33 protein-coding genes and 1 pseudogene are annotated in these 25,515 nt (G+C 56.3%); 21 read left to right on the forward strand and 13 right to left on the reverse strand.

Annotated elements, in window-relative coordinates; translation table 11 throughout:
* Nucleotides 1-431 precede the first annotated feature (431 nt).
* Nucleotides 432-887 (forward strand): tail fiber assembly protein, encoded by a 456-nt coding sequence (locus ACA070_RS10300; protein WP_497451027.1) that lies wholly within the window; start codon nucleotides 432-434, stop codon nucleotides 885-887.
* On the opposite strand, the gene ACA070_RS10305 is transcribed toward ACA070_RS10300, so the two are convergent.
* Nucleotides 884-2,008 (reverse strand): acyltransferase family protein, encoded by a 1,125-nt coding sequence (locus ACA070_RS10305; protein ID WP_497451028.1) that lies wholly within the window; start codon nucleotides 2,006-2,008, stop codon nucleotides 884-886. The two genes, ACA070_RS10300 and ACA070_RS10305, sit on opposite strands and share 4 nt — an antisense overlap.
* 133 nt (nucleotides 2,009-2,141) lie before the next feature.
* Here ACA070_RS10305 and ACA070_RS10310 point away from each other — a divergent pair, with 133 nt between their 5' ends.
* The gene (locus tag ACA070_RS10310) at nucleotides 2,142-2,567 is read left to right on the forward strand and encodes a cell wall hydrolase (RefSeq protein ID WP_497451029.1); all 426 of its coding nucleotides are present in this window, start codon (nucleotides 2,142-2,144) and stop codon (nucleotides 2,565-2,567) included.
* Nucleotides 2,564-3,061, forward strand: coding sequence for a lysis system i-spanin subunit Rz (locus tag ACA070_RS10315; RefSeq protein WP_497451030.1), 498 nt, complete (start codon nucleotides 2,564-2,566; stop codon nucleotides 3,059-3,061). The genes ACA070_RS10310 and ACA070_RS10315 overlap by 4 nt, the downstream gene beginning before the upstream one ends.
* Here ACA070_RS10315 and ACA070_RS10320 read toward each other — a convergent pair.
* On the reverse strand, nucleotides 3,037-3,432 hold the full coding sequence (locus ACA070_RS10320; protein ID WP_497451031.1) for a hypothetical protein: 396 nt from the start codon (nucleotides 3,430-3,432) through the stop codon (nucleotides 3,037-3,039). The two genes, ACA070_RS10315 and ACA070_RS10320, sit on opposite strands and share 25 nt — an antisense overlap.
* Nucleotides 3,433-3,596: 164 nt before the next feature.
* On the opposite strand from ACA070_RS10320, the pseudogene ACA070_RS10325 reads away from it, so the two are divergent.
* Together ACA070_RS10325 and ACA070_RS10330 are read left to right on the forward strand one after the other, a co-directional pair.
* Nucleotides 3,597-4,850, forward strand: a pseudogene (locus ACA070_RS10325) (IS3 family transposase).
* A gap of 77 nt (nucleotides 4,851-4,927) precedes the next feature.
* Nucleotides 4,928-5,104 carry a hypothetical protein gene (locus ACA070_RS10330; RefSeq protein WP_497451032.1) on the forward strand — a complete coding sequence of 59 codons (177 nt, stop codon included), beginning with the start codon at nucleotides 4,928-4,930 and terminating at the stop codon, nucleotides 5,102-5,104.
* A 78-nt stretch (nucleotides 5,105-5,182) separates the two neighbouring features.
* On the opposite strand, the gene ACA070_RS10335 is transcribed toward ACA070_RS10330, so the two are convergent.
* The 4 genes from ACA070_RS10335 to tnpA all read right to left on the reverse strand — a co-directional run bounded on the left by ACA070_RS10335 (nucleotide 5,183) and on the right by tnpA (nucleotide 7,927).
* Entirely contained in the window at nucleotides 5,183-5,560 is a 378-nt protein-coding gene (locus ACA070_RS10335; protein WP_497447693.1) for a DUF6678 family protein, read from the reverse strand.
* 56 nt (nucleotides 5,561-5,616) lie between these two features.
* Nucleotides 5,617-7,143 carry an IS66 family transposase gene (gene tnpC, locus ACA070_RS10340; RefSeq protein ID WP_497447692.1) on the reverse strand — a complete coding sequence of 509 codons (1,527 nt, stop codon included), beginning with the start codon at nucleotides 7,141-7,143 and terminating at the stop codon, nucleotides 5,617-5,619.
* Nucleotides 7,144-7,226: 83 nt separating this feature from the next.
* Complete coding sequence (gene tnpB / locus ACA070_RS10345) at nucleotides 7,227-7,562, reverse strand: IS66 family insertion sequence element accessory protein TnpB (protein WP_497447691.1); 336 nt, start codon at nucleotides 7,560-7,562, stop codon at nucleotides 7,227-7,229.
* Nucleotides 7,559-7,927: an IS66-like element accessory protein TnpA gene (gene tnpA / locus ACA070_RS10350; RefSeq protein ID WP_497451033.1), complete on the reverse strand. Its 369-nt coding sequence runs from the start codon at nucleotides 7,925-7,927 to the stop codon at nucleotides 7,559-7,561. Before tnpA ends, tnpB begins: the two co-directional genes overlap by 4 nt.
* 49 nt (nucleotides 7,928-7,976) lie before the next feature.
* Here tnpA and ACA070_RS10355 point away from each other — a divergent pair.
* From ACA070_RS10355 to ACA070_RS10370, 4 genes are all read left to right on the forward strand, one after another.
* A protein-coding gene (locus ACA070_RS10355) for an IS3 family transposase (RefSeq protein ID WP_497451034.1) occupies nucleotides 7,977-9,343 on the forward strand; the annotation gives its coding sequence in 2 pieces (ribosomal slippage) (nucleotides 7,977-8,445 and nucleotides 8,445-9,343; 1,368 coding nt in all).
* A 171-nt stretch (nucleotides 9,344-9,514) separates the two neighbouring features.
* Nucleotides 9,515-9,901 (forward strand): hypothetical protein, encoded by a 387-nt coding sequence (locus ACA070_RS10360; protein WP_497451035.1) that lies wholly within the window; start codon nucleotides 9,515-9,517, stop codon nucleotides 9,899-9,901.
* Nucleotides 9,902-10,053: 152 nt separating this feature from the next.
* Nucleotides 10,054-10,248 carry a hypothetical protein gene (locus tag ACA070_RS10365; RefSeq protein WP_497451036.1) on the forward strand — a complete coding sequence of 65 codons (195 nt, stop codon included), beginning with the start codon at nucleotides 10,054-10,056 and terminating at the stop codon, nucleotides 10,246-10,248.
* 413 nt (nucleotides 10,249-10,661) lie between these two features.
* Nucleotides 10,662-11,117: a DUF2214 family protein gene (locus ACA070_RS10370; protein WP_497451037.1), complete on the forward strand. Its 456-nt coding sequence runs from the start codon at nucleotides 10,662-10,664 to the stop codon at nucleotides 11,115-11,117.
* A gap of 194 nt (nucleotides 11,118-11,311) precedes the next feature.
* On the opposite strand, the gene csrA is transcribed toward ACA070_RS10370, so the two are convergent.
* Complete coding sequence (gene csrA / locus ACA070_RS10375; protein ID WP_007938114.1) at nucleotides 11,312-11,506, reverse strand: carbon storage regulator CsrA; 195 nt, start codon at nucleotides 11,504-11,506, stop codon at nucleotides 11,312-11,314.
* Between the two features lie 251 nt (nucleotides 11,507-11,757).
* On the opposite strand from csrA, the gene ACA070_RS10380 reads away from it, so the two are divergent.
* Together ACA070_RS10380 and ACA070_RS10385 are read left to right on the forward strand one after the other, a co-directional pair.
* Nucleotides 11,758-12,123: an SPOR domain-containing protein gene (locus ACA070_RS10380; RefSeq protein ID WP_497451038.1), complete on the forward strand. Its 366-nt coding sequence runs from the start codon at nucleotides 11,758-11,760 to the stop codon at nucleotides 12,121-12,123.
* 101 nt (nucleotides 12,124-12,224) lie between these two features.
* Nucleotides 12,225-13,136, forward strand: coding sequence for a siderophore-interacting protein (locus tag ACA070_RS10385; protein ID WP_497451039.1), 912 nt, complete (start codon nucleotides 12,225-12,227; stop codon nucleotides 13,134-13,136).
* A gap of 57 nt (nucleotides 13,137-13,193) precedes the next feature.
* Here ACA070_RS10385 and ACA070_RS10390 read toward each other — a convergent pair whose 3' ends face one another.
* The 3 genes from ACA070_RS10390 to ACA070_RS10400 form a co-directional block, all read right to left on the reverse strand.
* Nucleotides 13,194-13,883, reverse strand: a complete 690-nt coding sequence (locus ACA070_RS10390) for an endonuclease (protein ID WP_109633159.1) — start codon at nucleotides 13,881-13,883, stop codon at nucleotides 13,194-13,196.
* A gap of 4 nt (nucleotides 13,884-13,887) precedes the next feature.
* Nucleotides 13,888-14,178 (reverse strand): DUF1654 domain-containing protein, encoded by a 291-nt coding sequence (locus ACA070_RS10395; RefSeq protein WP_017337660.1) that lies wholly within the window; start codon nucleotides 14,176-14,178, stop codon nucleotides 13,888-13,890.
* A gap of 169 nt (nucleotides 14,179-14,347) precedes the next feature.
* Nucleotides 14,348-15,436, reverse strand: coding sequence for an asparaginase (locus tag ACA070_RS10400; RefSeq protein WP_497451040.1), 1,089 nt, complete (start codon nucleotides 15,434-15,436; stop codon nucleotides 14,348-14,350).
* A 348-nt stretch (nucleotides 15,437-15,784) separates the two neighbouring features.
* Here ACA070_RS10400 and ACA070_RS10405 point away from each other — a divergent pair, with 348 nt between their 5' ends.
* From ACA070_RS10405 to ACA070_RS10440, 8 genes are all read left to right on the forward strand, one after another.
* Nucleotides 15,785-16,222, forward strand: a complete 438-nt coding sequence (locus ACA070_RS10405; RefSeq protein WP_497451041.1) for a hypothetical protein — start codon at nucleotides 15,785-15,787, stop codon at nucleotides 16,220-16,222.
* A 188-nt stretch (nucleotides 16,223-16,410) separates the two neighbouring features.
* Entirely contained in the window at nucleotides 16,411-17,367 is a 957-nt protein-coding gene (locus ACA070_RS10410; protein ID WP_461987299.1) for a sugar ABC transporter substrate-binding protein, read from the forward strand.
* Nucleotides 17,368-17,422: 55 nt separating this feature from the next.
* Nucleotides 17,423-18,976, forward strand: coding sequence for a sugar ABC transporter ATP-binding protein (locus ACA070_RS10415; protein WP_497451042.1), 1,554 nt, complete (start codon nucleotides 17,423-17,425; stop codon nucleotides 18,974-18,976).
* Entirely contained in the window at nucleotides 18,973-19,950 is a 978-nt protein-coding gene (locus tag ACA070_RS10420; protein ID WP_497451043.1) for an ABC transporter permease, read from the forward strand. The genes ACA070_RS10415 and ACA070_RS10420 overlap by 4 nt, the downstream gene beginning before the upstream one ends.
* A gap of 3 nt (nucleotides 19,951-19,953) precedes the next feature.
* Nucleotides 19,954-20,973: a LacI family DNA-binding transcriptional regulator gene (locus ACA070_RS10425; RefSeq protein WP_497451044.1), complete on the forward strand. Its 1,020-nt coding sequence runs from the start codon at nucleotides 19,954-19,956 to the stop codon at nucleotides 20,971-20,973.
* A 24-nt stretch (nucleotides 20,974-20,997) separates the two neighbouring features.
* Complete coding sequence (rbsK, locus tag ACA070_RS10430; RefSeq protein WP_497451045.1) at nucleotides 20,998-21,915, forward strand: ribokinase; 918 nt, start codon at nucleotides 20,998-21,000, stop codon at nucleotides 21,913-21,915.
* A complete protein-coding gene (rbsD, locus tag ACA070_RS10435) occupies nucleotides 21,912-22,316 on the forward strand; it encodes a D-ribose pyranase (RefSeq protein WP_497451046.1) in 405 nt (134 codons plus the stop codon). The genes rbsK and rbsD overlap by 4 nt, the downstream gene beginning before the upstream one ends.
* A 44-nt stretch (nucleotides 22,317-22,360) precedes the next feature.
* Complete coding sequence (locus ACA070_RS10440; RefSeq protein WP_219095917.1) at nucleotides 22,361-23,389, forward strand: nucleoside hydrolase; 1,029 nt, start codon at nucleotides 22,361-22,363, stop codon at nucleotides 23,387-23,389.
* Nucleotides 23,390-23,421: 32 nt separating this feature from the next.
* On the opposite strand, the gene ACA070_RS10445 is transcribed toward ACA070_RS10440, so the two are convergent.
* The gene (locus ACA070_RS10445; RefSeq protein WP_094471650.1) at nucleotides 23,422-23,634 is read right to left on the reverse strand and encodes a hypothetical protein; all 213 of its coding nucleotides are present in this window, start codon (nucleotides 23,632-23,634) and stop codon (nucleotides 23,422-23,424) included.
* 132 nt (nucleotides 23,635-23,766) lie between these two features.
* Between ACA070_RS10445 and ACA070_RS10450 the strand changes: the two genes are divergently transcribed.
* On the forward strand, nucleotides 23,767-24,072 hold the full coding sequence (locus ACA070_RS10450) for a hypothetical protein (RefSeq protein WP_258696704.1): 306 nt from the start codon (nucleotides 23,767-23,769) through the stop codon (nucleotides 24,070-24,072).
* Between the two features lie 166 nt (nucleotides 24,073-24,238).
* Nucleotides 24,239-24,559 carry an I78 family peptidase inhibitor gene (locus ACA070_RS10455; protein ID WP_497451935.1) on the forward strand — a complete coding sequence of 107 codons (321 nt, stop codon included), beginning with the start codon at nucleotides 24,239-24,241 and terminating at the stop codon, nucleotides 24,557-24,559.
* A 72-nt stretch (nucleotides 24,560-24,631) separates the two neighbouring features.
* On the opposite strand, the gene ACA070_RS10460 is transcribed toward ACA070_RS10455, so the two are convergent.
* Nucleotides 24,632-24,844 carry a cold-shock protein gene (locus tag ACA070_RS10460; protein WP_007905882.1) on the reverse strand — a complete coding sequence of 71 codons (213 nt, stop codon included), beginning with the start codon at nucleotides 24,842-24,844 and terminating at the stop codon, nucleotides 24,632-24,634.
* A gap of 292 nt (nucleotides 24,845-25,136) precedes the next feature.
* Nucleotides 25,137-25,439 (reverse strand): hypothetical protein, encoded by a 303-nt coding sequence (locus ACA070_RS10465; protein WP_461958181.1) that lies wholly within the window; start codon nucleotides 25,437-25,439, stop codon nucleotides 25,137-25,139.
* Nucleotides 25,440-25,515: the final 76 nt, after the last annotated feature.

The following is a 25,515-nucleotide window of genomic DNA, read 5'->3' on the forward strand; positions in this document are numbered from 1 at the left end:
ACGATAACTGTCGGGGCGGGTGGTGTTGGCGCAGTCGGAGCTGCTGGCGGTGCCGGGGGAACGACTTCTTTCGGCCCTGTCATTAGCGCGCCCGGTGGATCTGGAGGCTCGGCTGGACAGAACCTTACGCCACCATGGCTTCTCGGGGAGGGTGGCAACAGCGCTCCGGCGACCGGCGGCAATATAATCAACTCTGCCGGATTGAGTGGTGGTGGCGCAACATGCGTAGGACTCTCCGGCATTACTTCTGGGCGAGGCGGAAGCTCTCCGTTTGGCGCCGGGGGAAATGCTAGAGGTTCTGTTCGGGGTACAGGTGCAATAGGCACAGGTCCGGGCGCCGGTGGCGGTGGCGCAGTCGAGTTGTCGGCCGGCGCCGGGGGGCTTGCTGGTGGCAATGGTGTCGCTGGCGTTGTTGAGATTTGGGAGTTTGCATGATGAAGATTTATGCGCGAGTGTTTAACGGGTTTTTGGTGGAAATTATCCAACCACTCACCTACGAAGCTGAGTCGCCAAATTGGTCAGATGGAGATCCGAGTCGCATCGGCTTGGAGATACCGATCGAAGAGCGGTACACGCCTGAGTTCGTATTATCACTTGTGGATATTACCGATCTTGATCCAATCCCAGTCGAAGGCTGGACCTATGACGGTTCGATATTTACCCCGGTCGTCATCCCGCCAATTGACTATTCGGTCATCAACGCCGCGACTCGATCCGCGCTCAACACTCAAGCCTCGCAAGCAATGATTCCGTACTTCTTGGCTACCAATCTCGGCAATGCCACTGACGACGAGACCTTAAAAGCAAAGGCGTGGCAAGCCTATTACCGGGATCTTCAGTTGGTTGACCTGACTGTCGCCGATCCGGCTTGGCCAGATATTCCCTAGATCGCCTTCGGATGCCTTTCGCCGCTCTGATGTAGACCTCTCAAGATAAATCCTCTTGCTGGTTTCTCAACCAAAATGTGAGCGGCAATTGATAGCGCTATCACTAGTAATAGAAAATATGCTTGCGTAATTAGTGATTGAAATATGTTGAAACTTGTTGATTCTGGGTATAGATCTCTAACCAATGTATGTATTAGATAAAACGCATAAGACGACTCGCCAAGCAATACCATAAATTTAGCTGATAGAGCCTTATCTGCAGTCGATCCCTGTGTCATTGCTATGCCTAGAATCACCAGTGTAAATATCGGGGCGTAGGACGCATCCCATCCAAATGGCGATAGATAATTGACCCTCCAACCCATGAGAAAAATCAAAGTCGCTAGGGATATGACAAGAGTTACGCTCCATGCTCGGTATGTAAATTCGCTAACCGTTGCGAATCTAATGTAAAAAACTGCTGCAGATATTCCAAGGCAGAAATCAAGAAGTCGCGTTACCGGAGTGCGGTAAAGCCATCGGTGCGCGGAGCTTGGGTTATAGGCTGACAACTCGCCAAGGCCCGAAATCCAGAAATAGCACGCCAGCCCGAATATAGAGGCCATTACCAGTGCGGCGAATATAAGGAGCCTTGGCTTGTCTGAAGTAATTCCCAATGTCGACAGCGCTGGAATCAAGAGAGGGAAAGCCAAGTACAGTAACGCTTCTACGCTTATACTCCATCCTGGGCCATTCAACCCCATCGCGATATCCACGTCCCCGTACCATGCCTGAGCTAGAAGCAAATGCTTTATTAATAGCCCGGCTGAATCTGTGGTAGCCCAAGCATATAAAACGCATATCGCATACAATGGATAAACTCTTGCGAAACGCGATAATAAGTATCTCGGCGTATATTTAATTGCTGAGCTTTCAAGCGAAGGAAGATAGTTGTACGTGAGCATAAAACCAGAAAGTATGAAAAAGAATGTAACCCCCGAATATCCAGAAAGTTGAAAAGTCTTAATCCAGCCCGTCGTGCCTTGAATCGGGTAGTGCGAAAAAAACACCATAAGCGCCGCCACAAACCGAAGTCCGGTTAATGCTGGAATCGCTCCTGATCTATTGGCCGCTGTTGGCATAATGCCCTCCTAAATTTCGCGGGATTCTACAGCAATTCGGATTTAACAGAACGGGCAACGGCGCTGGCTGCCGCCCATCAATTGCGCAACGCGCCCGCCATTGAGCGGGTATTTTTTTGCCTGGAGAAAAGTGATGGCTGCAACTGACAAAGACCTGGACGTCCTCGCCCGCACGCTGTGGGGTGAGGCGCGTGGGGAAACACTGGCAGGTCAGATCGCCGTCGCTTGGACCATCCGAAACCGCGTGAGCGATGGCAAGGCTAAGTCGTGGTGGGGAGAGGGCTATGCCGGTGTGTGCCTGAAGCCGTACCAATTCAGCTGCTGGAACAAAAACGATCCAAACTACTTGTACCTCTGTGGGAGCAGGCCGATCCCTGCCGCTGAGTTCGCCCGGGCGCAAAAGGCCGCCGACGTGGTGATGTCCGGTGCCGAGCCCGATCCTACCGATGGAGCAACTCACTATTACGCGACCACCATGCCGAAGGCTCCGACCTGGACTGTGGGAGCGAAACAAACACTGAAGCTTGGCCACCACGTTTTCTTTAAGGATGTGCCATGAGTCCCGCGGCATGGAAGTTGGTGGCGCTATTGCTGCTGACTGCTGGTGGTGTCTGGAGGATTCAGGACTGGCGCTACGGCAAGCAGCTCGCCGAGCAGGCCGGCCTACATCAGTACGACCTGGACGCTATCAGCAAGGCGGCTGCCGCCCAGGTGCGCATCGATCAGGACAAGCGCCTGGCGCTCGAGCAGCGTCTGGCTGCCAGCGAACAAACCCATTACAAGGAACTTAGCGATGCTCAAACGAAGCAGGATCGCCTGCGCGATCGTCTGGCTACTTCTGATCTGCGGCTGTCAGTCATCCTTGCCGAGGATCCAGCCGGTGGTTGCTCAGTGCCAACCGGTACCGCCGCCGGCGGCGTGGTTCATGGAAGAGCGCGTGCCCAACTTGACCCAGCGCATGCTCAACGAATTATCGCCATCACCGATGCCGGCGACCAAGGACTGATAGCGCTGTCCGCATGCCAGGCTTACGTGAGGGAGGTGTCTCGCTGATGGGGGAAAGGGCTATCGAACGGTTTCTCGCCGGTGAGTTTGCGAATCCTGAGGGTGAGTTCACTGATGTGCCTGCTGTTGGCCATCAGCTCCCAGTCGCTTTTCGTCTCTATATCGGTGGCTCTGCGGTTTGAATCTGCGAGGTCGGCTTTGGCCTTCAACAGTTCGGCACGCAGCGCCCCACATTCTTTGGTGGCATCAGCGTGCATTTGCACCAGGCCGAAGATGTCTTCGCGGGCCTTGCGCAATTGCAGGGTCAGTTCCTGCACCTCGTTCTCAGTCATGCGCAGGAACTGACGGCAGGTTTCCAGCTCAGTGGGTGAGCCAAGCCAGTCGCTGGTGTCTTCAATTTCGAGGGGGGCCACGGTCATGCCTTATTGGTACTGTTTGGATATACAGTAATCGAGGCGTGCGACGTGGGCGAGGGTGAGGCGACGAGCTGTTGAGTTTTTGGTTGTGTTCGGTAGGCAGGACGCCGGAGATGTCCCGTCCTGAATAAGGTTTACACCTTCTGATCTATTTTCAGGAGGGCGTAATGGAAGCAGGAAAAAGGCGTAGTCAGCGAGACTACACGCTGACCTTTAAATTGTCGGTCGTCGACCAGGTCGAAAAAGGCGAGCTGAGTTATAAAGAGGCTCAGGAGCGCTATGGGATTCAAGGCAAAACGACCGTTCTAACGTGGTTGCGCAAACACGGTCGGCAGGATTGGAGCCCAGGCACATACATTGGCTCGCCGAGGATGGGGTCTATGCCCGACAAAAACCGACCATTAACGCCAGAGCAACGCATCAAAGAGCTTGAAGAACAGTTGGCGCTGTCCAATCAGAAAGCGCAGTTTTTCGAGGCTGTCGTGGATGTCTTGAAAAATGACTACGGTCTCTCTGTCGTAAAAAAGCGTCACGGCAAGTCCTCGCGCAAAAACGAATCCAAAACCTGAGCATCAGCAGGGCTTGCCAGTTCATGGGGATAAGCCGCCAGGCTTACTACAAACGCAATCGCGCCGATGCTGCTCGTCTCGTTCTGGATCAGAAGGTTGCCGACTTTGTTGAGCAAAAACGTCAGCGGCAGCCGCGACTGGGCACCCGAAAGCTGCATTACCTGCTGCAGTGCCAACCGCAGCTTGAGCTGCAAGTGGGTCGAGATCGCCTGTTTTCAATTCTGCGCGAACGGCGTTTATTGGTGGCCCGCAAGCGGGCGTATCACAAGACGACTGACAGCCATCATCGCTTTCGGCGCCATCCGAACCTGCTCAAACCGGGGCCTGATCAGGTTGTTCCAAGCGGCCCGGAACAAGTCTGGGTGGCTGACATCACCTATCTGCCCACTCAGGAAGGTGTGGCCTATCTGAGCCTTGTGACGGATGCTTTTTCGCGAAAGATCGTGGGCTATCACGTCCATGAAAGCCTGCACACCAAGTCGGTAGCGCATGCGCTGCGTCGAGCAGTGAGTCAGCGTCAAACCGTGCAGCCGCTGATCCATCACTCGGACAGAGGCAGCCAGTACTGCTCGGGAATGTACCAGGCGCTGCACGCGAAACACGGCATCAGGTGTTCGATGACGGACGGCTATGACTGTTATCAAAACGCCCTGGCAGAGCGCGTCAATGGGATATTGAAGACAGAGCTTTTGCTCCAGAGACCACAGGATTTAACGCAGGCGAAGAAGATGGTGAGTGAGTCGGTATCGATCTACAACCGCGAGCGTCCGCACCTGTCTTTGAAATACAAAACGCCCGATGCGATGCATCGGGCGTTGGGGTGAAACAGGTGTAAACCTATTTCAGGACTAGACACTGGTGTTTGGCATTTACCACCGTCCAACGGCAGGCGTTATAGTCAAGAGCGAAGTATTTAAGGATAGAGTGCTATGGATAAGGCGTTTCGAAATCCGATGTTTCTGACCGGGATCCCGCTGGCAATCTGCGGATTCTGCTTTGGCCTGACCGGTCTGTTGAACGAAGCGACCTTCAGTTACATGGCGCCCGGGCTGCTTATTCCAGGGCTCGCCTTTATGTTGATCGGCTGGATCCAGAGGAATAAATGAGCTTCTCGGCTTCATCATGGTATGCGTCCGGCAAAGTCATCTAGCATAAGTTTGCCGGCTAGGCGAAACCTCAGGTACTCAGTCCCAAAGAGGCTGCATGCTAGGTCTGGTATAACCCCAAACGCGTGGCACCCCATCCTCTAGAGAGAAGGGAAGGTTGTGCTTTCTTAGCGTGGACAGTAGCCAATCGAGTGAAACCGCTTTGAGTTCGATCCACTCAATTTCTGCTACCGGATGGATGTGGTAATGCCATTCTCGATCCCAATCTGTGCAGTAATCGCTTGGAGCTAAGACACTGTGCAATCTGAACTCAGGCTTCATTTGCGGGGCGTTAATCATTGCTTTGATCAGCTCAGCCCATTTGGTGTTATTCATGACGGGAAAAATCATGCCCGCAGTCAGCAGCCTGCGAATTTTCGCTTTTTTAACCTCGTCGAGTTCAGGCAGCTGATGCATAAGATTCGCGTAATTGTATGAAGTAAGTACAGTCTAACCCAACACACCTTCCGCGATTAAACGGGCGCCCACCTGTGTGGCAGCAACTGAGTAATCTCGCTCGCCCGCTGGGTCGGCAGGCGTGTAAGAACATCCTTCAAGTACGCATACGGATCATGCCCGTTGAGCCGCGCCGACTGGATCAAACTCATGATCGCCGCCGCACGTTTACCGCTACGTAACGAGCCAGCGAACAGCCAGTTCGAGCGCCCAAGAGCCCACGGCCGGATTTGATTCTCGCACCAGTTGTTATCGATGGGCACAGCACCGTCATTGAGATAGCGCGTCAGCGCTATCCAGCGCTTGAGGCTGTAATCCAGCGCCTTGGCGATGGCCGATCCCTCAGGCACAAGCTGCCTCTGGGCGATCATCCAGGTATGAAGTGCGTCGATGATCGGTGCTGCTTTTTCCTGTCGTATTCGCTGCCGGACACCCGGTTTCAGCTCGCGTACCTCTCGTTCAACTTCATACAAAGCCGCGATGTAGTGCAGCGCTTTTTCGGCGATCTGGCTCTTGTTGGTCGCGTGCAAGTCGAAGAACTTTCGGCGTGCATGGGCCATGCAGCCGATTTCTGTAACGCCCGGTTCAAAGCCTGCCTTGTAGCCAGCGAAGTCGTCGCAGACCAGCTTCCCGTTCCAGTGGCCGAGGAAATTTCGAGCATGTTCGCCAGCACGGCTCGGGCTGAAGTCGTAAACGACCGCCGCCAGATCGGAGAACTGACTGGTGGCATAGGCCCAGACGTAGGCGCGATGAGTTTTCTTCGCGCCAGGCATCAGCATTTGTACCGGCGTTTCGTCAGCGTGGACGACGCCGTGCGTCAGCACGACTTCGCGCAGCGCATCAACCAGCGGTTGAAGTTGCACGCCGCAGTTGCCCACCCACTGCGCCAAAGTCGAACGGGCGATGGGCAGCCCGGCGCGGCCAAAGATTTTCTCTTGGCGATACAGCGGCAGATGGTCGGCGAACTTGGCCACCATGATGTGGGCCAGCAGGCCCGCTGTCGGGATGCCTTTGTCGATGACCTGCGCCGGTACCGGCGCCTGGATCAGCGTTTCGCACTGTTCGCAGGCCCACTTTCCACGGATGTGGCGCTCGACGGTGAACACGCCGGGCGTGTAGTCGAGCTTTTCGCTGGCATCTTCGCCGATGCGCTTGAGGGCGCAGCCGCACTGGCAGTGGCTGTTGTCCGGTTCGTGATGGATCAGCGTGCGAGGAAACTGCGGTGGCAGTTGTGCGCGCTTGGGTTGCTGGCGCACTTTGGCTTCAATAGGTGCCGGTTGCAGCGCCTCAAGTTCGGCTTCGATAGAGGCGATATCCGTATCGATCAAGTCGTCGAGCAGGCTGGCTTGATCCGGGCTCAACTGCTCGCTGCGCTTGGCAAACTTGAAGCGTTTGAGCAGCGCGATCTCGTGGGCCAGTTTCTCGTTGACCGACTTTTGATGATTGATCTGCTTGTCCATCGTCTCGACGCGCTGGATCAACTGCGCAGCCAAAGCACGCAGTTCTTCAGGGTTTAATTGATCGAGATTCGGATGCGAAGTCATGCCGCCGATTTTGCCAGAGAGGGCTATGGGCGGCGATGGACTGATGGGCCAATTGCGCTGGCAAGTAGGCCATGGCAGGCGAGTTAGAGCACCGTGATGGCTCCTCCGGAACCGACGCGTTGCCAAGGTAAACCGAGCACTAAGGCTTGAAGTTGCTCGGCATCCAACTCGACTTCAGAGCCGTGCCGCACGCCTGGCCAAAAGAAGCGCCCTTTATTCAAGCGCCGGGCTGCAAGCCAAATCCCTACGCCGTCATGCACCAACACTTTCATACGATTGGCGCGGCGGTTGGCGAACAGATAAGCACAGTGCGGCTTCGCCGCACCGAACACTGCGACAACTCGCGCCAGCGCGGTTTCAGTGCCGGCCCGCATGTCCATGGGCTCGATGGCGAGCCAGATGGAATCGATACGAATCATCGCAGCAGGTCTCGCAGGAAAGCGGAACATGCCGCTGCATTTTCTGCCGGCCAAATCACCACGACTACGCCTTTTGAATGAGGTACTTCGATTCGAATCGTGGCCGGAAGAACTTGAGGGGCCGCTGTCGAAGACAATGCCTTGACCGGAATAAAGGCAGTTTGCAGTGCCAGGTTTTTCTGCGCATGCACCCGAATCCATTTATGGACAAGGTTTGCATTGAGGTTGTGGGTCAAGGCGACATTGGCAATCGAAGTGTCAGCCTGCGCGCACTCGGCGATGACCTGGGCCTTAAAGGACTTGGAATAGGAACGGCGTTCTTGTGGCATGGGCGTCCGCTTAAAAAGGCTGAAAATGGTGTCCACTTAAATTGGTCTGCACCCCAAAAGTTGGACACAACTGATGGGGTGCCTCATGGGACAGTACACGGTTCAAGCGAAGCTATCGGCGGTACAGGATTACTGTTCGGGGAAAGCGGGATATAGGGAGGTCGCGCATCGTCACGAGGTGGATTTTTCATCGCTGCGCCAGTGGGTCGCAGCCTACCAGGTGCATGGTGCGGCGGCGTTAGAAGTAAAAAAGGTGCGGCACTACAGCATTGAATTTAGGTTGTCGGTGCTCAAGCGAATGCGGGAGGATCAGCTTTCCTATCGCCAAGTTGCGGCGTTGTTTGATATCCGGAAATTCAACATCGTCGGCGATTGGCAGCGCCGCTATGATGGCGAAGGTGAAAATGCCTTGCTCAGCCAACCCAGACGAACTAGATCTGCGAAAAAAATGCCGAAAATGCCCGAACCAGTCCAGCCGCTGTTACCTGATGAGTCTCGTACTCGAGAGGAGTTGATCGCAGAGCTGAATCAACTTCGATTGGAAAATGATTATCTAAAAAAGCTCGATGCCTTGGTTCAGAAAAAACGAGCAGCGCAACAGAAAAAGCGCAAATCGTAATTGAACTGAGGCAGCGGCACTCTCTCGACGGCTTGTTGAAAGCTGCTGGATTGGCGCGCAGCACGTTCTACTATCAGCAGAAAGTGCTCCAGACGGCTGATAAGTATGCGGATCTGAAGGCCAAGATATGCGAAGTTTTCAACGAAGACGAAGGCAGGCTTGGCTATCGCCGCGTGACGCTGGCAGTGCGCAAGGCCGGTTTTTTGATCAACTACAAGACTGTCCAGCGCCTCATGGCGGAGCTTGATCTCAGATGCCGTGTGCGTGTGAAGAAGTATCGCGCCTACAAAGGCGAAGTGGGTCGAGCCGCGCCAAACCTTCTGAACCGCGATTTTCAAGCCTCACAGCCCAATCAGAAGTGGGTGACCGACGTCACGGAGTTTAAGGTGGGAGGACAAAAGCTTTATCTTTCGCCAATCCTGGACCTCTATAACGGCGAAATTATTTCCTACGATATCGCCAAGCGGCCGTTGTTCAGCATGGTTGGGGCAATGCTTAGCAAAGCTTTTACGCGACTTAATCCAGACGAAAAACCGATCTTGCATTCAGATCAAGGCTGGCAGTACAGGATGCCCATTTACGGTCGACTTCTAAAAGAGAACTCGGTCACACCGAGCATGTCGCGCAAAGGAAACTGTTACGACAACGCGGCCATGGAAAGCTTTTTTGGCACGCTCAAATCTGAATTTTTTTACCTGAACAAATTCAGTAATCTGGACGAGCTTCATGCCGGCTTAGTGGATTACATCCATTATTACAATCACCGCCGCATCAAGCTGAAACTGAATGGACTGAGCCCTGTTGAATACAGGACTCAATCTGTTCAGGTCTAGATCCACAATCGTCCAACTTTTCGGGGTCAGTCCAAATTTAGGTGGACACCATCGCCTTAAGCGATGGCATCAGGAAGGTGTGTTGCCCGGACGGTTACTCATCATGGTCCGTGTTCTCATTGGTGTGATACAAAGCCCGCACATCTCAAGCCGTTGAAAGGACGCTTCGCTGTGGGTCGATATCTTCTTTTTGTGTTGTTGCTTCCGCTGGGCTCAGCGTCTGCGTTCGAGACCGATCCAGCGATAAACAGCTTTTCGGATGAGCTTACTGAATGCGCCGGCTTCTATTTGATTTCATCCAGGTCTGTTCGGGCGCAACCGGAACTGGCTGAACAAAAAAAACAGGCGGCGGTCAGTGCTTTAGCTTTTGCCAAAGAGCTCGCTAATGAGGACGTGATTCGAGTCAAAACGGAGAAGGCGGTCAAATCAATGCTTGAAGAGGTCAATGGTGACGCCGTGAAATGGTCGAATTTGATAAAGAAATATTCGGCTAAATGCGATGAGATCGTGGCTGACCCGGGGAAGCGAGCGGATTACTGGTTTAAAACGCCAGGTTGATCATCGCGAATGCCTGCTCTCTCGATGATCCCTGGCCTCTACGCCTGTTCCTGCAAGCAAAACTCTGACGGTCCGCAAGGTGTTTTCAGTGACGTGGAAAACAGCAATTCAGGCGTAAACTGGCGGTGCTACCTCACCAAAAGGAGCCGCATATGATCGCTGACCAAATGAACAAACAGGCGTCCGAGGACAAGGCTGTTTGGGATCAATACTTCTGCGCTGCGTTGATTGCGGAAAGCAACCTGACGGCCCCGGTTGTAGGAGGGGCTACTCACGAGGACAGGCAAAACCTGTTGATCGACAGAGCCAAGGCGCTCGCTGACAAAATGATGGAAAGCAGAAAATAACCGTAGCCCAGCCACCGTGCTGGGCTCTCTGTTTGGCGCTTGAAAAATGTGAGTTACGACACAGATTCAGGGTGGTTTGTTCAAGATCCACAAAAATACTGTGGATATTTAATCACTTAGAAAATTTATTAACCGAACGGTCCTCAAAATATATTGTTACAAGTGTCGGTTTTAGGTAAGATTGCTTCGCGTTCACCACCACGGTTTATGCATTTTTAAGTCCCAAGCTTCCATCAGCTGCTTGGGATTTTTTTTTTTGCCTGAAATTTGTCCCCGACGTTTAAGTGTCTCTGGGGTGGCTCCCGCTGTTCCTTCTCCTCCCTGAAAGCACCGTCTCCAAATCCAGCGCATTCCGTTTTTTTAGACTACTACTGACTGGCCAAACTCAAACTCAGTCTGATGGGAGTCTATCGATGCTGGTTCATTGGTCGCTTGCGGCAATTCACCTGCTGGCTTTTGCCTTGGGGTTCTGGGCCGTACTGACGCGGGGCACGGCATTCAGCCGTCTGGCTGCCGGGGCGGGGGAGGCTCGCCGTGTGTTGATGGCCGATAACCTGTGGGGCATCTCTGCCGTCATCCTCCTGGTCACTGGTGGGATGCGTGCCTTCGGCGGGTACGAAAAAGGGACTGATTACTACCTTCAGCAGCCATTGTTCCATCTCAAGATGACGCTCTTCGTTCTGATCCTGCTGCTTGAAGTGGCGCCGATGGTCACGCTGATCAAATGGCGGATCGCACTGAGCCGTGGCGCGGCGATCGATACCGGGCGCGCGAAGCTGTTTGCACGGATCAGTCATGTCGAAGGGTTGCTGGTGTTGCTGATGGTCGTGGCTGCCACGGGCATGGCGCGCGGCGTGACGTTTGGTTAGCCGAGTCTGATCACACTCTTCCTCGGGATTAATCCGAAACGTCTGACAGTCAGGGCAGTGGACGTGCCGTTAATATCGGCGTCACGTTTTTGGCAGGAAGAGGCGAATGAATCAACGGATGGCGATGCGACGCTTGAATCTTTAGCCAGCCGTTGTCCGGGGTTGAACGGGCTGGCTACTGACTGCAACAGGATTCAGGGAGTTTGTGGCTTGTCTGGAGCGGTCAGGCCAGCCTGAATGCGTTGGTAGATTTCTTCGCGATGGACTGCGACGTCTTTCGGCGCGTTGATGCCGATCCGGACTTGCTGGCCGCTCACGCCCAGAATGGTGATCGTAATGTCGTCACCGATATTTATGCTTTCACCGACTTTGCGGGTGAGTATCAGCATGGTCTTCTCCTTGATTGCTTTATTAGGGCACCTGATTCGAACAGTGCAGAGGTCGGTGGTATGTATAGATTAGTGCGAAGTCTCACGGTTTGGGTGCCTCTTTCTGACGCGCAGATGCTGCATTAATTCCCAAGGCGTAACTATACAGAGGCCGCAACCATCATTCTCGTTGTTTTGCGCCCATTTTGCGGCACTCGGGAAGTATTCATGAATGGTAAAATCGCCGCTTTCAGCATTCAGAGGGACACGTTGTGCGCAAAATGGTCTTGGTAATCGCAGTACTGGCGTTGGTTGGGTGCGATGCAGGCACGGGCGTTGACGCTCAAAAGCCTAAGCCGGCAGTAGTTTCTGCACCGGCGGCAGCTACCGGGCCGCAATGGGATCTCGAAGTGCGAGGCCAAACGACCCAGGCTGTCAGCGACCTGAGTGGCTGGCTGATCGAACACAGCTTTGTGCCCAGCGTTGTCAAGGAAAACGGCAAGACCCGGATTCTGGTCGGTCCATTCAATTCGAAAGCCGAGGCCGAAGCCAAACAGGCCGAGGTGGCTGCAGCGCTTGTCCGGGCCAAGAAACAGAACATCGAATTGCTGGTGGTTGAGCGTCCCGTAGCCCAGTAACAGCCCTTTTCCCGCAAGCCTTCTGTCGAAGCGCCTTAAAGGGGATCCACATTGACTCGTCTCTAAGCGTAGTCACTGTCGATTCCCAGAAGGAGCTCTCCATGGCCTCCGCCACCCCTTACAAAATCTTCGACGCGGTCCTCGCGCACAAAACAAACCTCAGTCCTCATTTGATGCGAGTAACCCTGGCCGGTCCGATGGTCACCGAAATGGCCACCTGGGCGCCGGATCAGCGGGTAAAACTGTTCTTCCCGACCGAGAATGGGTCGCCTGCCAGGCTGGCTCATGACCCGGATTGGTATGCGCGCTACCGTTCAATGCCGGTCGCCCAGCGTCCGGCGATGCGCACTTACACCATCCGACATTTGCGGGCCGAGCAAGGCGAAGTGGACATCGATTTCGTTTTGCACGGTGAAACCGGTCCGGCCTCACGCTGGGCGATCCGTGCGGTGGCGGGCGAGCCTATCCAGATCGTTGCACCTGATCGGCAGTTTTCAGCGCAAGACGCGGGAGGTTTCGAGTGGAAGCCGCCACACACGCTCAAGCATCTGTTACTGGTGGCCGATGCCACGGCATTGCCCGCCGCTCTCGGCATTCTGGACGAGATGGCTGCCTTGGCCGAGCCGCCGACCACTCAGGCATTTTTCGAGGTGGACAGCGCCGAAGACGCATTGCCAGTGCCTGATTGGCCGGGTCTGTCGGTGCGGTGGTTGATCCGGGATCATTCCAGCGACATGGCAGCAGGTGCGCTGATGGTCGAAGCGGTGCGTCAGGCGGAGCTACCGGTCACTGCTTCGCTGGCTCACGAAACGGTGAAACTGGCGGAAGTCGATGTCGACGAAGAGATTCTCTGGGAAACGTCCGACTCGACCGGTGACGGTTTTTACGGCTGGATCGCCGGAGAAACGGTGGCGGTGATGAACCTGCGCAAGTACTTGATCAAGGAGCGCGGCATCACTCGGGAGTCACTCAATCTGATGGGCTACTGGCGCTACAACAAAAGCGGCGGCTAGAAACGAAAAAAGGCCTCGGGTATTACCCCCGAGGCCTTGTTGTTTTTAAGCGATCGATCAGCCGCAGGCTTTCATGTCTACGGGCCCGACAAATTCGTTGCCGCGACCCATTACGCACGCCACGCTTTGGTTGCGCTGACGCTCCCAGGCTTCAACCGGATAGGTCTTGTTCCATGCGTCGTACAGCTGGCGATCCTGTTTCGACAGGCGCAAACCGTACTGCTTGCTCATGTAGAAATACGTCCGGGCGATCATGCCGCGAATGGAAGGGCGGGGCATGACCTTCTTCGCCTTGAAGTCGACCTGGGTCAGGCACGAGCCATATTGACCCGATTGCACCGGCAGCCAACCGAAACTGAAGTTACTGCGATCGCCGTTCACCTCGCCGATGCTCGGCACCAGATTGTGCAGATCAGCCTCGGCCTTTTGATAGGTTGGATCGTAGCGCGTGCAGTTCTTGCGTCCGCCCTCTTGCCAGCACTGACGCTGATGGCCGATCTGCCAGGCCGGAACAATGTGCTCCCACTCAATGCGGGCGGCACGCTTGGCGTTCTTGCGCGGCACATACCCACACGCGGCGAGGTTGACCTTGTTGCCGGTGTATTTGCAGCCGCAATAGAACTCGGTGGATTGCGGCGCGTACAACTTCCAGGCGACTTTCTTGGCTTCGTTGAAGGTGCGTGGGGCGCCAGCCTGGGCGCCAAGGGTGATGAACAGAAACAGCAAAGCAAACCAGCGGACACTCATTGACTCAATCTTCCTTCGGCACAACCCAGAAAATCTGCACACCGCCATCGTCGCGATAGGCGAGGGTGACGTTGTCGTTTTCATCGATTTCTTCGAGCAATTGCTCCCACTCATCCACGGGTTCGTCCGGTAGACGGAAGATCAGTGCGGCTTTGGCTTTCTGAGCGGTGGGGGAATTGATGATTTTCTGAACGCGCATACCCATACGTTCATAGGCGTCAGGAGAGGCAGAGGTGGTGGCCACGGAATTATCCTTATTAAGCTGTACGTGCATACAGTATTTAACTGTAGGCATTTTCGCAACTGCTTAAAATTCAAGAAAATCCTCTGACAGCAGTTTTTTCCGTTTGGTGTAGGAAGAAGGGAAAATTTTTATCGGAATATCGGAAGGGCTATGAACCACTCGCCAAGGCTGGCGAGTGGTTAATGCAGTGCCCGGCCGGAACCGGCCGGGCGAGGGTGGATCAGTATTCCCAGAACATCCGCTGCAGCTCTTTGCTGTCGTTGGTCTTGGTCAGCGCGACCATGGCCAGGATGCGGGCTTTTTGCGGGTTCAGGTCATGCGCCACGACCCAATCGTACTTGTCGTCTGGTTGTTCAGCGTTTCGCAATACGAAACCGCCGGCGTTGACGTGGGACGAGCGAATGATTTGTACGCCGTCCTTGCGCAGGGCTTGCAGGGTAGGGACCACACGCGAGGAAACCGAACCGTTGCCGGTGCCGGCGTGGATGATCGCTTTGGCGCCCGACTGAGCCAGTGCCTTGTAGGCCGTGTCGCTGACGTTGCCGTAGGAATAGGCGATTTCTACGTCAGGCAGGCTCTTAATGGTTTTGATGTCGAATTCCGAGTCCATGGTGTGACGCTTGGCCGGCAGACGGAACCAGTAGGATTTGCCTTCAACCACCATGCCGAGCGTGCCCCAGGCACTTTTAAACGCCTCGGTTTTGATGTTGATCATTTTGCTGACATCGCGACCCGACTGGATCTCATCGTTCATGGTCACCAAAACGCCTTTGCCGCGGGCGTCTTTACTGCTGGCGACGGCGACGGCGTTATACAGGTTGAGCATGCCGTCAGCGGACATTGCGGTGCCCGGGCGCATGGAGCCGACGACGATGATCGGCTTATCGGTTTTTTCTACCAGGTTCAGGAAGTAGGCGGTTTCTTCCAGGGTGTCGGTGCCGTGGGTGATCACGATGCCATCGACGTCTTTGCTGTCGGCCAGTTCGGCGACGCGACGACCCAGTTGCAGCAGGTTGTCGTTGGTGATGCTTTCCGAGGCGATTTGCATGACCTGCTCGCCCCGAACGTTGGCCAATTGGCTGAGTTCCGGAACCCCGGCGATCAACTGCTCGATACCGACTTTCGCTGCCTGGTAGGTCGCACTGTTAGCAGCGCTCGCGCCAGCGCCGGCGATAGTGCCGCCGGTGGCGAGGATCACCACGTTGGCCAGTTTCTGTTGAGTTTCGACTTCTTTTGCCTGAAGGGCTGTAGGCAGGAGCAGCAGGAGGGCCAAAGCGCCCGGAATAAAGGTGTTGAAAGCAGATTTCATTATTTTCTCTCTAGTAGTGAGACGGTGCTGATGCAAGTTCATCTAGATACGCCCCAGGCAGATCTGTCGCCTGGGGCACTAGGTAAAGAGCAGGATCTGTACCAGTCATACGTTGAATGAGAGAAACTTTTAACGTGATGATTTATATCAATATTTATCCATCGGGCGACCAGTGTTAAAAAGCCTCGTGTCCGGCTTTCCGAATAAGTTGAGGTTTCGCGTTCGGCTCTCCGAAAAGGCCTACGACCTTTGGTGAGCACATCGCCTTGCGAGATAAAAAATCCGTGCTAAAGAAATCCGCGCACAGGTCGATGCGCTTTCAAGGGATTTTTCATTTCGGGAGTGCACATGTCTTTTTCTGTCGGTTTTCCAAATGCGGGCGCAATCACCATCGGTGGCAAGACTCCGTCGACGATCAATGCCTTGAGCGAAGCGACGGAAGAGACGTCGACGCAGCTGACTGGAAAAGAAGAAAACCAGGTCAGAACCGGTGGTGCTGCTCAGGCCGAAAGCAAATCCGAGAGCAAAAGCACCCAAAGTATTGCGGTGCAGGTGCTGCTCAAACGCATGCAGGAACTGCAACAGCAACTGCGCGAACAACAGCAGCAATTGGCAGCCGCTCAGGCAACGTCCTATCCCACCGAGGAAGCCAAAGCTACAGCCGTCATGACGATCCAGGGGCAGATCGCCGAAACCAATGGCGCACTGGCGCAAGTCACTGGCAGTCTTGTGAAAGAACTGGCTAAAGACTCCAGCACTGGCGGTCTGGTCAGCACGACGGCGTAAAGCGCAGAGTTGGTTTTTACCAACCCGGACACGAAACCGGCCGTTGACAAATCACACCAGGGTTCGCATAGTTCGGTCTACGCAAACGTTTGCGCGCTGTTCGTGATGGCTCAGTCCATTGGCGGACGCGATGAAGCTTACGCCACCGCAAACGTTGCTCACAATAATCATAAGATCGGAGTGAACCCATGAAGCTGCCATTCGCTGGACGTCTTCTTGCTGTCGCTATGCTGGCCGCTGCATCCGCCGCGCTGCCTGTCTCTTCGGCTTTCGCCGAGACTCCTGAAAAACCCAAAGTCGCGCTGGTCATGAAATCACTGGCCAACGAGTTCTTCCTGACCATGGAAGACGGTGCCAAGGCGTATCAGAAAGACCATTCCGGCGATTTCGAACTGATCTCCAACGGCATCAAGGACGAAACGGATACCGCTGGCCAGACACGCATCGTCGAGCAAATGATTCTGGCCAAGGTCAATGCGCTGGTCATCGCGCCGGCTGACTCCAAGGCCATGGTTCCGGTGATCAAGAAAGCCATCGATGCTGGTATCACCGTGATCAACATCGACAACCAGCTGGACCCGGCCGTGGTCAAAAGCAAAAACATCACCGTCCCGTTCGTAGGCCCGGATAACCGCAAAGGCGCGCGTCTGGTCGGCGAGTACCTGGCCAAGCAACTGAAGGCCGGTGACGAAGTCGGCATCATCGAAGGTGTGTCCACCACCACCAACGCCCAGGCCCGCACCGCAGGTTTCAAAGACGCGATGGAAGCGGCGCAGATCAAGGTCGTCTCGTTGCAGTCCGGTGACTGGGAGATCGACAAGGGCAACAAGGTTGCCGCCTCGATTCTCAGCGAATACCCGGAAGTCAAAGCCCTGCTGGCCGGCAACGACAGCATGGCCGTCGGTGCCGTTTCCGCCGTGCGTGCGGCAGGCAAGGCCGGCAAGGTGCAAGTGGTCGGTTACGACAACATCAACGCCATCAAACCGATGTTGAAAGACGGCCGGGTCTTGGCGACCGCTGACCAGTTTGCCGCCAAGCAAGCCGTGTTCGGTATTGAGACCGCGCTGAAAATCATCAAGGGCGAGAAGGTCGACAGCGGCACCAACGGCGTGATCGAAACTCCGGTAGAGCTCGTCACCAAGTAACCCCTCTGGCGACACAACGGTGCTCGCCCGTCCGGGCGAGCGCATGGAGAGTTTTATGTCAGTTTCCGCCCCGAACGCTGTCCTCTCGGTCAGCGGCATCGGCAAGACCTACGCTCAACCTGTCCTGACCGGCATTGAACTGACGCTGATGCGCGGTGAAGTGCTGGCGCTGACCGGCGAGAACGGCGCCGGCAAAAGCACGCTGTCGAAAATCATTGGCGGACTGGTCACGCCGACCACCGGCAACATGCAATTCCAAGGGCAGGATTACCGCCCCGGCAGCCGCACCCAGGCCGAAGACCTGGGCATCCGCATGGTCATGCAAGAACTCAATCTGTTGCCGACCCTGTCGGTGGCGGAAAACCTGTTTCTCGACAATTTGCCCAGCAATGGCGGCTGGATCAGTCGCAAACAGCTGCGCAAAGCCGCGATCGAGGCAATGGCCCAGGTCGGGCTCGACGCGATCGACCCGGACACCCTGGTCGGCGAACTCGGTATCGGTCACCAACAAATGGTCGAGATCGCGCGCAACCTGATCGGCGATTGCCATGTGCTGATCCTCGACGAACCGACCGCGATGCTCACCGCTCGCGAAGTCGAGATGTTGTTCGAACAGATCACCCGCTTGCAGGCTCGCGGCGTGTCGATCATCTATATCTCCCATCGCCTCGAAGAACTGGCACGAGTGGCCCAGCGCATTGCGGTTTTGCGCGACGGCAACCTGGTTTGCGTCGAGCCAATGGCCAATTACAACAGCGAGCAACTGGTCACCCTGATGGTTGGCCGTGAACTCGGCGAACACATGGACCTGGGGCCGCGCAACATTGGCGCTCCCGCCCTGACAGTCAAAGGGCTGACCCGCTCCGACAAAGTTCGCGATGTGTCCTTTGAAGTCCGCGCCGGCGAGATCTACGGGATTTCCGGATTGATCGGGGCAGGGCGCACCGAGTTGCTGCGTCTGATCTTCGGTGCCGACATCGCAGACAGCGGCACCGTCGCGCTGGGTTCACCCGCTCAAGTGGTGAGTATTCGTTCGCCGGCCGATGCGGTCGGTCACGGCATCGCTTTGATCACCGAGGACCGCAAGGGCGAAGGCCTGCTGCTGACCCAGTCGATCAGCGCCAACATCGCGCTGGGCAACATGCCAGTGATTTCCAGTGGTGGGGTCGTCAACAACGCGGACGAAATGTCCCTGGCCCAGCGTCAGATTGATGCCATGCGCATCCGCAGTTCGAGCCCGACGCAGCTGGTGTCCGAGCTGTCGGGTGGCAACCAGCAGAAAGTGGTGATCGGCCGTTGGCTGGAGCGCGACTGTTCGGTAATGCTGTTCGATGAACCGACCCGGGGCATCGATGTGGGCGCCAAGTTCGACATTTATGCACTGCTCGGTGAGCTGACCCGACAGGGCAAGGCGCTGGTGGTGGTGTCCAGCGACCTGCGTGAGCTGATGCTGATCTGCGACCGGATCGGCGTGTTGTCGGCGGGGCGCCTGATCGACACCTTCGAGCGCGACAGCTGGACCCAGGATGATTTGCTTGCCGCCGCGTTCGCCGGCTACCAAAAACGTGATGCGTTGCTCAACGAAGCAGCGCCTAGGGACCTTTCATGAAAAATGCATCTTCTGCCGGCAAACGTAGTGGTAATTTCTACGGTCTGGGCACTTATCTGGGCCTGGCCGGTGCCTTGCTGGCGATGGTTGCGCTGTTCTCGGTATTGAGCAGCCATTTCCTGTCTTACGACACGTTCAGCACCCTGGCCAACCAGATTCCCGATTTGATGGTGCTGGCGGTCGGCATGACGTTCGTGCTGATCATCGGTGGCATCGACCTGTCGGTCGGCTCGGTCCTGGCGCTTGCGGCATCGGCTGTCAGCGTGGCGATTCTCGGCTGGGGCTGGAGCGTCCTGCCCGCGGCGCTGCTCGGGATGGCGATTGCGGCATTGGCCGGGACCATCACCGGATCGATCACCGTAGCGTGGCGAATTCCGTCGTTCATCGTGTCCCTCGGCGTGCTGGAAATGGCCCGTGGCGTGGCGTATCAGATGACCGGTTCGCGTACGGCTTACATCGGTGACGCCTTCGCCTGGCTGTCCAACCCGATCGCCTTCGGTATCTCGCCGTCGTTCATCATTGCCTTGCTGATCATCTTCATTGCGCAGGCAGTGTTGACGCGAACCGTGTTTGGCCGCTACCTGATCGGCATCGGCACCAACGAAGAGGCGGTGCGTCTGGCAGGGATCAATCCGAAGCCCTACAAGATCCTGGTATTCAGTCTGATGGGGCTGCTGGCGGGTGTTGCCGCACTGTTCCAGATTTCCCGTCTGGAAGCGGCAGATCCAAATGCCGGCTCCGGGCTTGAGCTGCAAGTGATCGCCGCGGTAGTGATCGGCGGTACCAGTTTGATGGGTGGCCGCGGTTCGGTCATCAGCACGTTCTTCGGGGTTCTGATCATTTCCGTACTGGCGGCGGGCCTGGCGCAGATCGGCGCGACCGAGCCAACCAAACGCATCATCACCGGCGCAGTGATCGTGGTGGCGGTGGTGCTTGATACTTATCGCAGTCAGCGCGCAAGCCGGCGGACCTGAGTCATGGCAACGATCAAGGATGTAGCGGCACTCGCCGGGATTTCCTACACCACGGTTTCCCACGTGGTGAACAAGACCCGGCCGGTCAGCGAAGAGGTGCGGATCAAAGTCGAGGCGGCGATCAAAACCCTGGACTACGTACCGAGCGCCGTGGCCCGCTCATTGAAAGCCAAGACCACGGCGACCATCGGTTTGCTGGTGCCTAACAGCCTCAACCCGTACTTCGCCGAACTGGCCCGTGGCATCGAGGATTATTGCGAGCGTAACGGCTATTGCGTAATCCTCTGCAACTCCGACGACAACCCGGACAAGCAGCGCAGTTACCTGCGCGTGCTGCTGGAAAAACGTATCGACGGATTGATCGTGGCCTCGGCCGGCGGCGACGCGGGGCTGGCAGAAGGTCTCGCGGGCGTGCGCACGCCGATGGTGATCGTCGACCGCGGTCTGGCAGGTGTGAATGCCGATCTGGTGCGTATCGACCACGAATACGGCGCCTATCTGGCCACCCGGCATCTGCTGGAACTGGGCCATCGGGATATCGCCACCATCGGCGGCCCGGCGGGCACCAGCGTGGCGCAGATGCGTCTGGCCGGTTATTGCCGTGCCTTGCGGGAGGCGGGCGTCAAAGTGCATCCCGAGCGCATGCTGGAAAGTGACTTCACCAGCACGGGCGGTTACAACGCCGCCGCGATCCTGCTGGAAAAGAACCCGCCCAGCGCGATCTTCGCCGGCAACGACATGATCGGCATCGGTGTGCTGCGAGCGGCTGCCGAGCGCAATGTTCGTGTGCCGACCGAACTGTCGGTGATCGGCTTCGACGATATTCAGATGAGTCGTTATGTCTATCCGGCGCTGACCACCGTGGGCCAGTCGATCCTGCAGCTCGGTGAGATGGCGGCCGAGGTTCTGTTACGACGAATCGCAAAACCCGACATGGCCACCGATCAACGGATCGTGACACCCAGTATTGTCCTGCGAGAATCGACTGCACCGCTTGCCGGTGTGTTCGACGAATACCGCTGAAACCGAATTGACGAGTAGTGATGTATGCCAGCAAAAGTAGTGGTGATAGGCAGCCTGAACATGGACCTGGTGACCCGGGCTCCACGGTTGCCCCGTGGCGGTGAGACGCTGATCGGCGAGTCGTTTACCACGGTTTCCGGTGGCAAGGGCGCGAACCAGGCAGTCGCTGCGGCGCGGCTGGGGGCACAGGTGTCGATGGTCGGTTGTGTCGGCAGCGATGCATATGGTGAAGAATTGCGCGGGGCGCTGTTGGCCGAGCAGATCGACTGCCAGGCAGTCAGCTCTGTGGAAGGTTCCAGCGGCGTGGCCTTGATTGTGGTCGATGACAACAGTCAAAACGCAATCGTGATCGTTGCCGGGGCCAACGGTGCGCTAACGCCACAGGTCATCGACCAGTTCGATGCGGTATTGCAGGCGGCGGACGTGATCATTTGTCAGCTGGAAGTGCCGGATGCCACGGTGGGTCATGCTCTCAAACGTGGTCGTGAGTTGGGCAAAATCGTGATCCTTAACCCGGCGCCGGCCAGTCGCCCGCTGCCGGCGGATTGGTACGCGTCCATTGATTATCTGATTCCCAATGAAAGCGAAGCTTCGGCCCTCAGCGGTTTGCCGGTGGACTCCCTTGAAACCGCCGAAACCGCCGCAACTCGTTTGATCGCCTTAGGCGCCGGTAAAGTCATCATCACCCTTGGTGCTCAAGGATCGATGTTTGCCAACGGCACAGGCTTCGAACATTTCCCGGCGCCGACAGTGAAGGCTGTCGATACCACGGCGGCTGGCGACACCTTCGTCGGCGGCTTTGCCGCCGCCCTGGCATCCGGCAAGACCGAAGCTGAAGCGATCCGTTTCGGCCAGATTGCCGCGGCGCTGTCGGTCACCCGTGCCGGCGCGCAACCCTCGATTCCCACCTTGTCCGATGTACAGGCGTTCAAAGCACCATGAAAAAGACCCCTTTGCTCAACATCGCGCTGTCTCGGCTGATCGCGTCCCTTGGTCACGGCGACATGGTCGTGATCGGCGATGCCGGCCTGCCGGTACCGCCAGGCGTCGAACTGATCGACCTGGCCCTGACCCAAGGCATTCCGGATTTCGTCAGCACTTTGAAGGTCGTTCTCAGCGAGATGCAGGTCGAGCGCCATGTGCTGGCCCAGGAGATTCTGGACAAACAACCACCTGCCTTGAGCTCGCTGGATGAGCTGAATGCCAAAGGCGCGCTGGGCCAGCGTGAGCTGCTCAGTCATGACCAGTTCAAAGTCCTCAGCCGACAGGCGCGAGCGATTGTTCGTACAGGCGAATGCGCGCCGTATTGCAACATCGTGCTGGTATCGGGAGTGACGTTCTAACGCGCTGTCCTCATATTTCTTCCCCCACGCACAAGGAGTGCGATATGCACCGCTATGCTCAGAAACTGCACCACCTGCTCCGGAGTCTGCTGCTTTTGTCCCTGATTACTGCAACGAGCGCCCAGGCGGCGGAAAAGATCGATTTGATCATCGACACCGATCCCGGTGCCGACGACGTCGTCGCCTTGCTGTTTGCCTTGGCGTCGCCTGAAGAGCTGAATATTCGTGCGCTGACCACCGTTGCCGGCAACGTGCGTCTGGACAAGACTTCGCGAAATGCACGACTGGCCCGTGAGTGGGCGGGGCGCGAAGAGGTGCCGGTTTACGCGGGTGCACCGAAACCGTTGATGCGCACGCCGATCTATGCGGAGAACATTCATGGCAAGGAAGGTCTGTCGGGCGTCACCGTGCACGAGCCGAAAAAAGGCCTGGCCGAAGGCAATGCGGTCAATTACCTGATCGATACCTTGAAGGCCGCCAAGCCCCACAGCATCACCATTGCCATGCTAGGCCCACAGACCAACCTGGCCCTGGCGCTGATCCAGGAACCTGAAATCGTTCAGGGCATCAAGGAAGTGGTGATCATGGGGGGGGCGCACTTCAACGGCGGCAACATTACCCCGGTGGCCGAGTTCAACCTGTTCGCCGACCCGCAGGCTGCGGAAGTGGTGCTCAAAAGCGGTGTGAAGCTGACGTATCTGCCGCTGGACGTGACCCACAAGATCCTCACCAGTGAGGCGCGCCTGAAGCAGATCGCGGCGATCAACAACAATGCCAGCAAGCTGGTGGGCGATATTCTCAATGAGTACGTCAAAGGCGACATGGAGCACTACGGTATTCCCGGTGGCCCGGTGCATGACGCCACCGTCATCGCGTACCTGCTCAAGCCTGAACTGTTCACCGGTCGTTCGGTCAACGTAGTCGTTGATAGCCGCGAAGGCCCGACCTTCGGTCAAACCATTGTCGACTGGTATGACGGCCTGAAAGCGCCGAAGAACGCTTTCTGGGTTGAAAGCGGCGACGCCCAGGGTTTCTTCGACCTGCTGACCCAGCGTCTGGCGCGTCTGAAGTAAGCCATGCACCCGCAGGTGCCAGCCTGCGGGTTTTACGCCCGCTCGTTCTCTGTCAGGCCCATATAGTCGGCGGGGTACTTCTCGAATATCTGCGCGATGAATTTCCTCGCCGCTTCAGTTCCCAGTTCCTTGACCAATAGATCGATGCCAATGATTGCGAACTCTTCCGGGCTGCCCGGGCTGTAAGAGCTGTGACCCTGCGGCCACTTGACGGTGATGTTGGCGTCGATGCTTATGGTGGACATGATGGCGCTCGTGAATTCGGGAAAGTCTGGGTGTCGAGTTAACCATTTTGCGCGGCGTTTGGCACTCCGACTTAGGCATGAGAGGAGGGCTATGCGACACTTGGTCTCTGACCAATTTTCAAGGACCGTGCTGTGCAGATCGATTTGAACACGCCCGACGGCTTGACCCTTGAGGCAGTGCGCCAGCTGCTGGCCTCTGCCAGTGATGACGAGCACACACAACTGCGGGTAACCAAGGGCGGCATCGCCTACATTTCATCGGGCGTTGTGGGTGGCACCGATATCGACGGACTATTGTTTCGTCTGGAGACGTGGGCCAAGGGTTCCGGATATGTAGGACTGGTCGCGGCCAGCGACGAGGTCTGGGTCATGCAAATCTTCAATGCGCTGAAAGAGAACTGGCCGAACCCGCCGTTCGATTACATCGACGTCTATTGAGGATTGTTCATATTCAGTCACGATTGAGTAATGAACGGCAGGGCGATGCTCAGGCAAACTCGCCGCTCGTGCGGTAAGAGGGCGGGTCATGGCACTCACCTTGAAACCAAATTCCGGATTGGCGGTCGCAAGATCTCAGCTTAACTATTGGAAAAAAGGAGGCTTCATGCCTTGGAAGCTCGCGTCATTGGGTACTTTGTTCGCCGTCACTCTGCTGGCTGGTTGCAGCAGCACATCGTCCGATTCGGCAACAGACCCTGTAGCGACGACTGACACAGGTCACAGCCGTTGTGAGGCAAAAGCAGCCGAATTCGCCATCGGCAAAGCGGCGTCGCCCGCACTGCTGGAGCAGGCGCGTACCCGCGCAGGTGCCCAGAACGCTCGGTTCCTGTCGCCTAACGATATGGTGACGCTGGAATACCGCTCCGATCGCCTGAACCTGAATACCGATGCCAGCCGGGTGGTTACCCGCGTCAACTGCGGCTGATCGCTTCAGACTTTCGCTTTGCCCATAAAAAACCCCGTCACATGGACGGGGTTTTTTTAGTGCGGCTGAAAATTACTCAGCGCGGACTTGTGCAGCTTGCATACCCTTTTGGCCTTTCTCAGCCACGAAGGAAACGGTTTGGCCTTCTTTCAGGCTTTTGAAACCGTCGCTTTCGATAGCTTTGAAGTGTACGAACAGGTCGTCACCGCCACCTTGAGGAGTGATGAAGCCGAAGCCTTTTTCATCGTTGAACCATTTAACGGTGCCGGTTTGGCGATTAGACATGGTGTATCTCCAAGAAACATATATTTTCAGTAGTGCTGTGCTGCTCAGGCCAACTGGGCACACCGGGGTATCATAGTCGAAATGTTCGCTTTGGGAGCCCCCCGGACGTGCTGTTTGCCCTACAGTCGCGTTCCGTTTGCTGCTTGATGTAGCTGAAAGCCCCGTTTTACAAGGCTTTCAGTAGAACGTAAAGACGATAAAAAAACCTGTAAAACCTGAATAAATTGTACGAAAAAGCGGTTTTCAGAGCGTTTTTACTGTCGTGGCAGGCGTAAAAATCCCTCAGTCGGGCTTATTTTTTTGCCTTGTTATCGGCTTTGCATGACGAGATTTGGGTCAGTGCTTTTTGTTTCAGTGCGTCATTGGCCGTGTTATCCATCAAGGACTGGATGTCTTTGGCAGGGTAAGATTTGATGGCATCGGCGCCGCAAGCGCAGTGAGCCTTCGCTGCGGCAGCACCGATCTGCGGGGTGGCCGCTTCTGTGCACTGGGCCATGTATTTCTCGCGCTCGCCCTTCGGCCAATCGGCGTGGGCGGCCAGTGGCAGCAGCAGAACGATGGGGGCGACGACTGCGAACAAACGATTCAGACGCATGCTGGGATGCTCCTTGTGGGTCAATGTCTTGTTATCTGAGGGGTAAAGCGGGGTTCAAGTTCAGCACTCTGGCATA

Source organism: Pseudomonas sp. LBUM1678, assembly GCF_059695575.1.

What these genes read in the sequence shown, in the direction of transcription:
- ACA070_RS10320 (WP_497451031.1), bottom strand. Translation starts at nt 3,432, where the DNA reads ATGACCGTGGCCCCCCTCGAAATTGAAGACACCAGCGACTGGCTTGGC.
- ACA070_RS10305 (WP_497451028.1), bottom strand. Translation starts at nt 2,008, where the DNA reads ATGCCAACAGCGGCCAATAGATCAGGAGCGATTCCAGCATTAACCGGA.
- ACA070_RS10395 (WP_017337660.1), bottom strand. Translation starts at nt 14,178, where the DNA reads ATGCCTACAGTTAAATACTGTATGCACGTACAGCTTAATAAGGATAAT.
- ACA070_RS10300 (WP_497451027.1), top strand. Translation starts at nt 432, where the DNA reads ATGATGAAGATTTATGCGCGAGTGTTTAACGGGTTTTTGGTGGAAATT.
- ACA070_RS10455 (WP_497451935.1), top strand. Translation starts at nt 24,239, where the DNA reads ATGCCTTGGAAGCTCGCGTCATTGGGTACTTTGTTCGCCGTCACTCTG.
- ACA070_RS10365 (WP_497451036.1), top strand. Translation starts at nt 10,054, where the DNA reads ATGATCGCTGACCAAATGAACAAACAGGCGTCCGAGGACAAGGCTGTT.
- ACA070_RS10390 (WP_109633159.1), bottom strand. Translation starts at nt 13,883, where the DNA reads ATGAGTGTCCGCTGGTTTGCTTTGCTGTTTCTGTTCATCACCCTTGGC.
- ACA070_RS10335 (WP_497447693.1), bottom strand. Translation starts at nt 5,560, where the DNA reads ATGCATCAGCTGCCTGAACTCGACGAGGTTAAAAAAGCGAAAATTCGC.
- rbsD (WP_497451046.1), top strand. Translation starts at nt 21,912, where the DNA reads ATGAAAAAGACCCCTTTGCTCAACATCGCGCTGTCTCGGCTGATCGCG.
- ACA070_RS10410 (WP_461987299.1), top strand. Translation starts at nt 16,411, where the DNA reads ATGAAGCTGCCATTCGCTGGACGTCTTCTTGCTGTCGCTATGCTGGCC.
- tnpC (WP_497447692.1), bottom strand. Translation starts at nt 7,143, where the DNA reads ATGACTTCGCATCCGAATCTCGATCAATTAAACCCTGAAGAACTGCGT.
- rbsK (WP_497451045.1), top strand. Translation starts at nt 20,998, where the DNA reads ATGCCAGCAAAAGTAGTGGTGATAGGCAGCCTGAACATGGACCTGGTG.
- ACA070_RS10415 (WP_497451042.1), top strand. Translation starts at nt 17,423, where the DNA reads ATGTCAGTTTCCGCCCCGAACGCTGTCCTCTCGGTCAGCGGCATCGGC.
- ACA070_RS10370 (WP_497451037.1), top strand. Translation starts at nt 10,662, where the DNA reads ATGCTGGTTCATTGGTCGCTTGCGGCAATTCACCTGCTGGCTTTTGCC.
- ACA070_RS10405 (WP_497451041.1), top strand. Translation starts at nt 15,785, where the DNA reads ATGTCTTTTTCTGTCGGTTTTCCAAATGCGGGCGCAATCACCATCGGT.
- ACA070_RS10440 (WP_219095917.1), top strand. Translation starts at nt 22,361, where the DNA reads ATGCACCGCTATGCTCAGAAACTGCACCACCTGCTCCGGAGTCTGCTG.
- csrA (WP_007938114.1), bottom strand. Translation starts at nt 11,506, where the DNA reads ATGCTGATACTCACCCGCAAAGTCGGTGAAAGCATAAATATCGGTGAC.
- ACA070_RS10385 (WP_497451039.1), top strand. Translation starts at nt 12,225, where the DNA reads ATGGCCTCCGCCACCCCTTACAAAATCTTCGACGCGGTCCTCGCGCAC.
- tnpB (WP_497447691.1), bottom strand. Translation starts at nt 7,562, where the DNA reads ATGATTCGTATCGATTCCATCTGGCTCGCCATCGAGCCCATGGACATG.
- ACA070_RS10445 (WP_094471650.1), bottom strand. Translation starts at nt 23,634, where the DNA reads ATGTCCACCATAAGCATCGACGCCAACATCACCGTCAAGTGGCCGCAG.
- ACA070_RS10330 (WP_497451032.1), top strand. Translation starts at nt 4,928, where the DNA reads ATGGATAAGGCGTTTCGAAATCCGATGTTTCTGACCGGGATCCCGCTG.
- ACA070_RS10400 (WP_497451040.1), bottom strand. Translation starts at nt 15,436, where the DNA reads ATGAAATCTGCTTTCAACACCTTTATTCCGGGCGCTTTGGCCCTCCTG.
- ACA070_RS10420 (WP_497451043.1), top strand. Translation starts at nt 18,973, where the DNA reads ATGAAAAATGCATCTTCTGCCGGCAAACGTAGTGGTAATTTCTACGGT.
- ACA070_RS10310 (WP_497451029.1), top strand. Translation starts at nt 2,142, where the DNA reads ATGGCTGCAACTGACAAAGACCTGGACGTCCTCGCCCGCACGCTGTGG.
- ACA070_RS10465 (WP_461958181.1), bottom strand. Translation starts at nt 25,439, where the DNA reads ATGCGTCTGAATCGTTTGTTCGCAGTCGTCGCCCCCATCGTTCTGCTG.
- ACA070_RS10460 (WP_007905882.1), bottom strand. Translation starts at nt 24,844, where the DNA reads ATGTCTAATCGCCAAACCGGCACCGTTAAATGGTTCAACGATGAAAAA.
- ACA070_RS10315 (WP_497451030.1), top strand. Translation starts at nt 2,564, where the DNA reads ATGAGTCCCGCGGCATGGAAGTTGGTGGCGCTATTGCTGCTGACTGCT.
- ACA070_RS10425 (WP_497451044.1), top strand. Translation starts at nt 19,954, where the DNA reads ATGGCAACGATCAAGGATGTAGCGGCACTCGCCGGGATTTCCTACACC.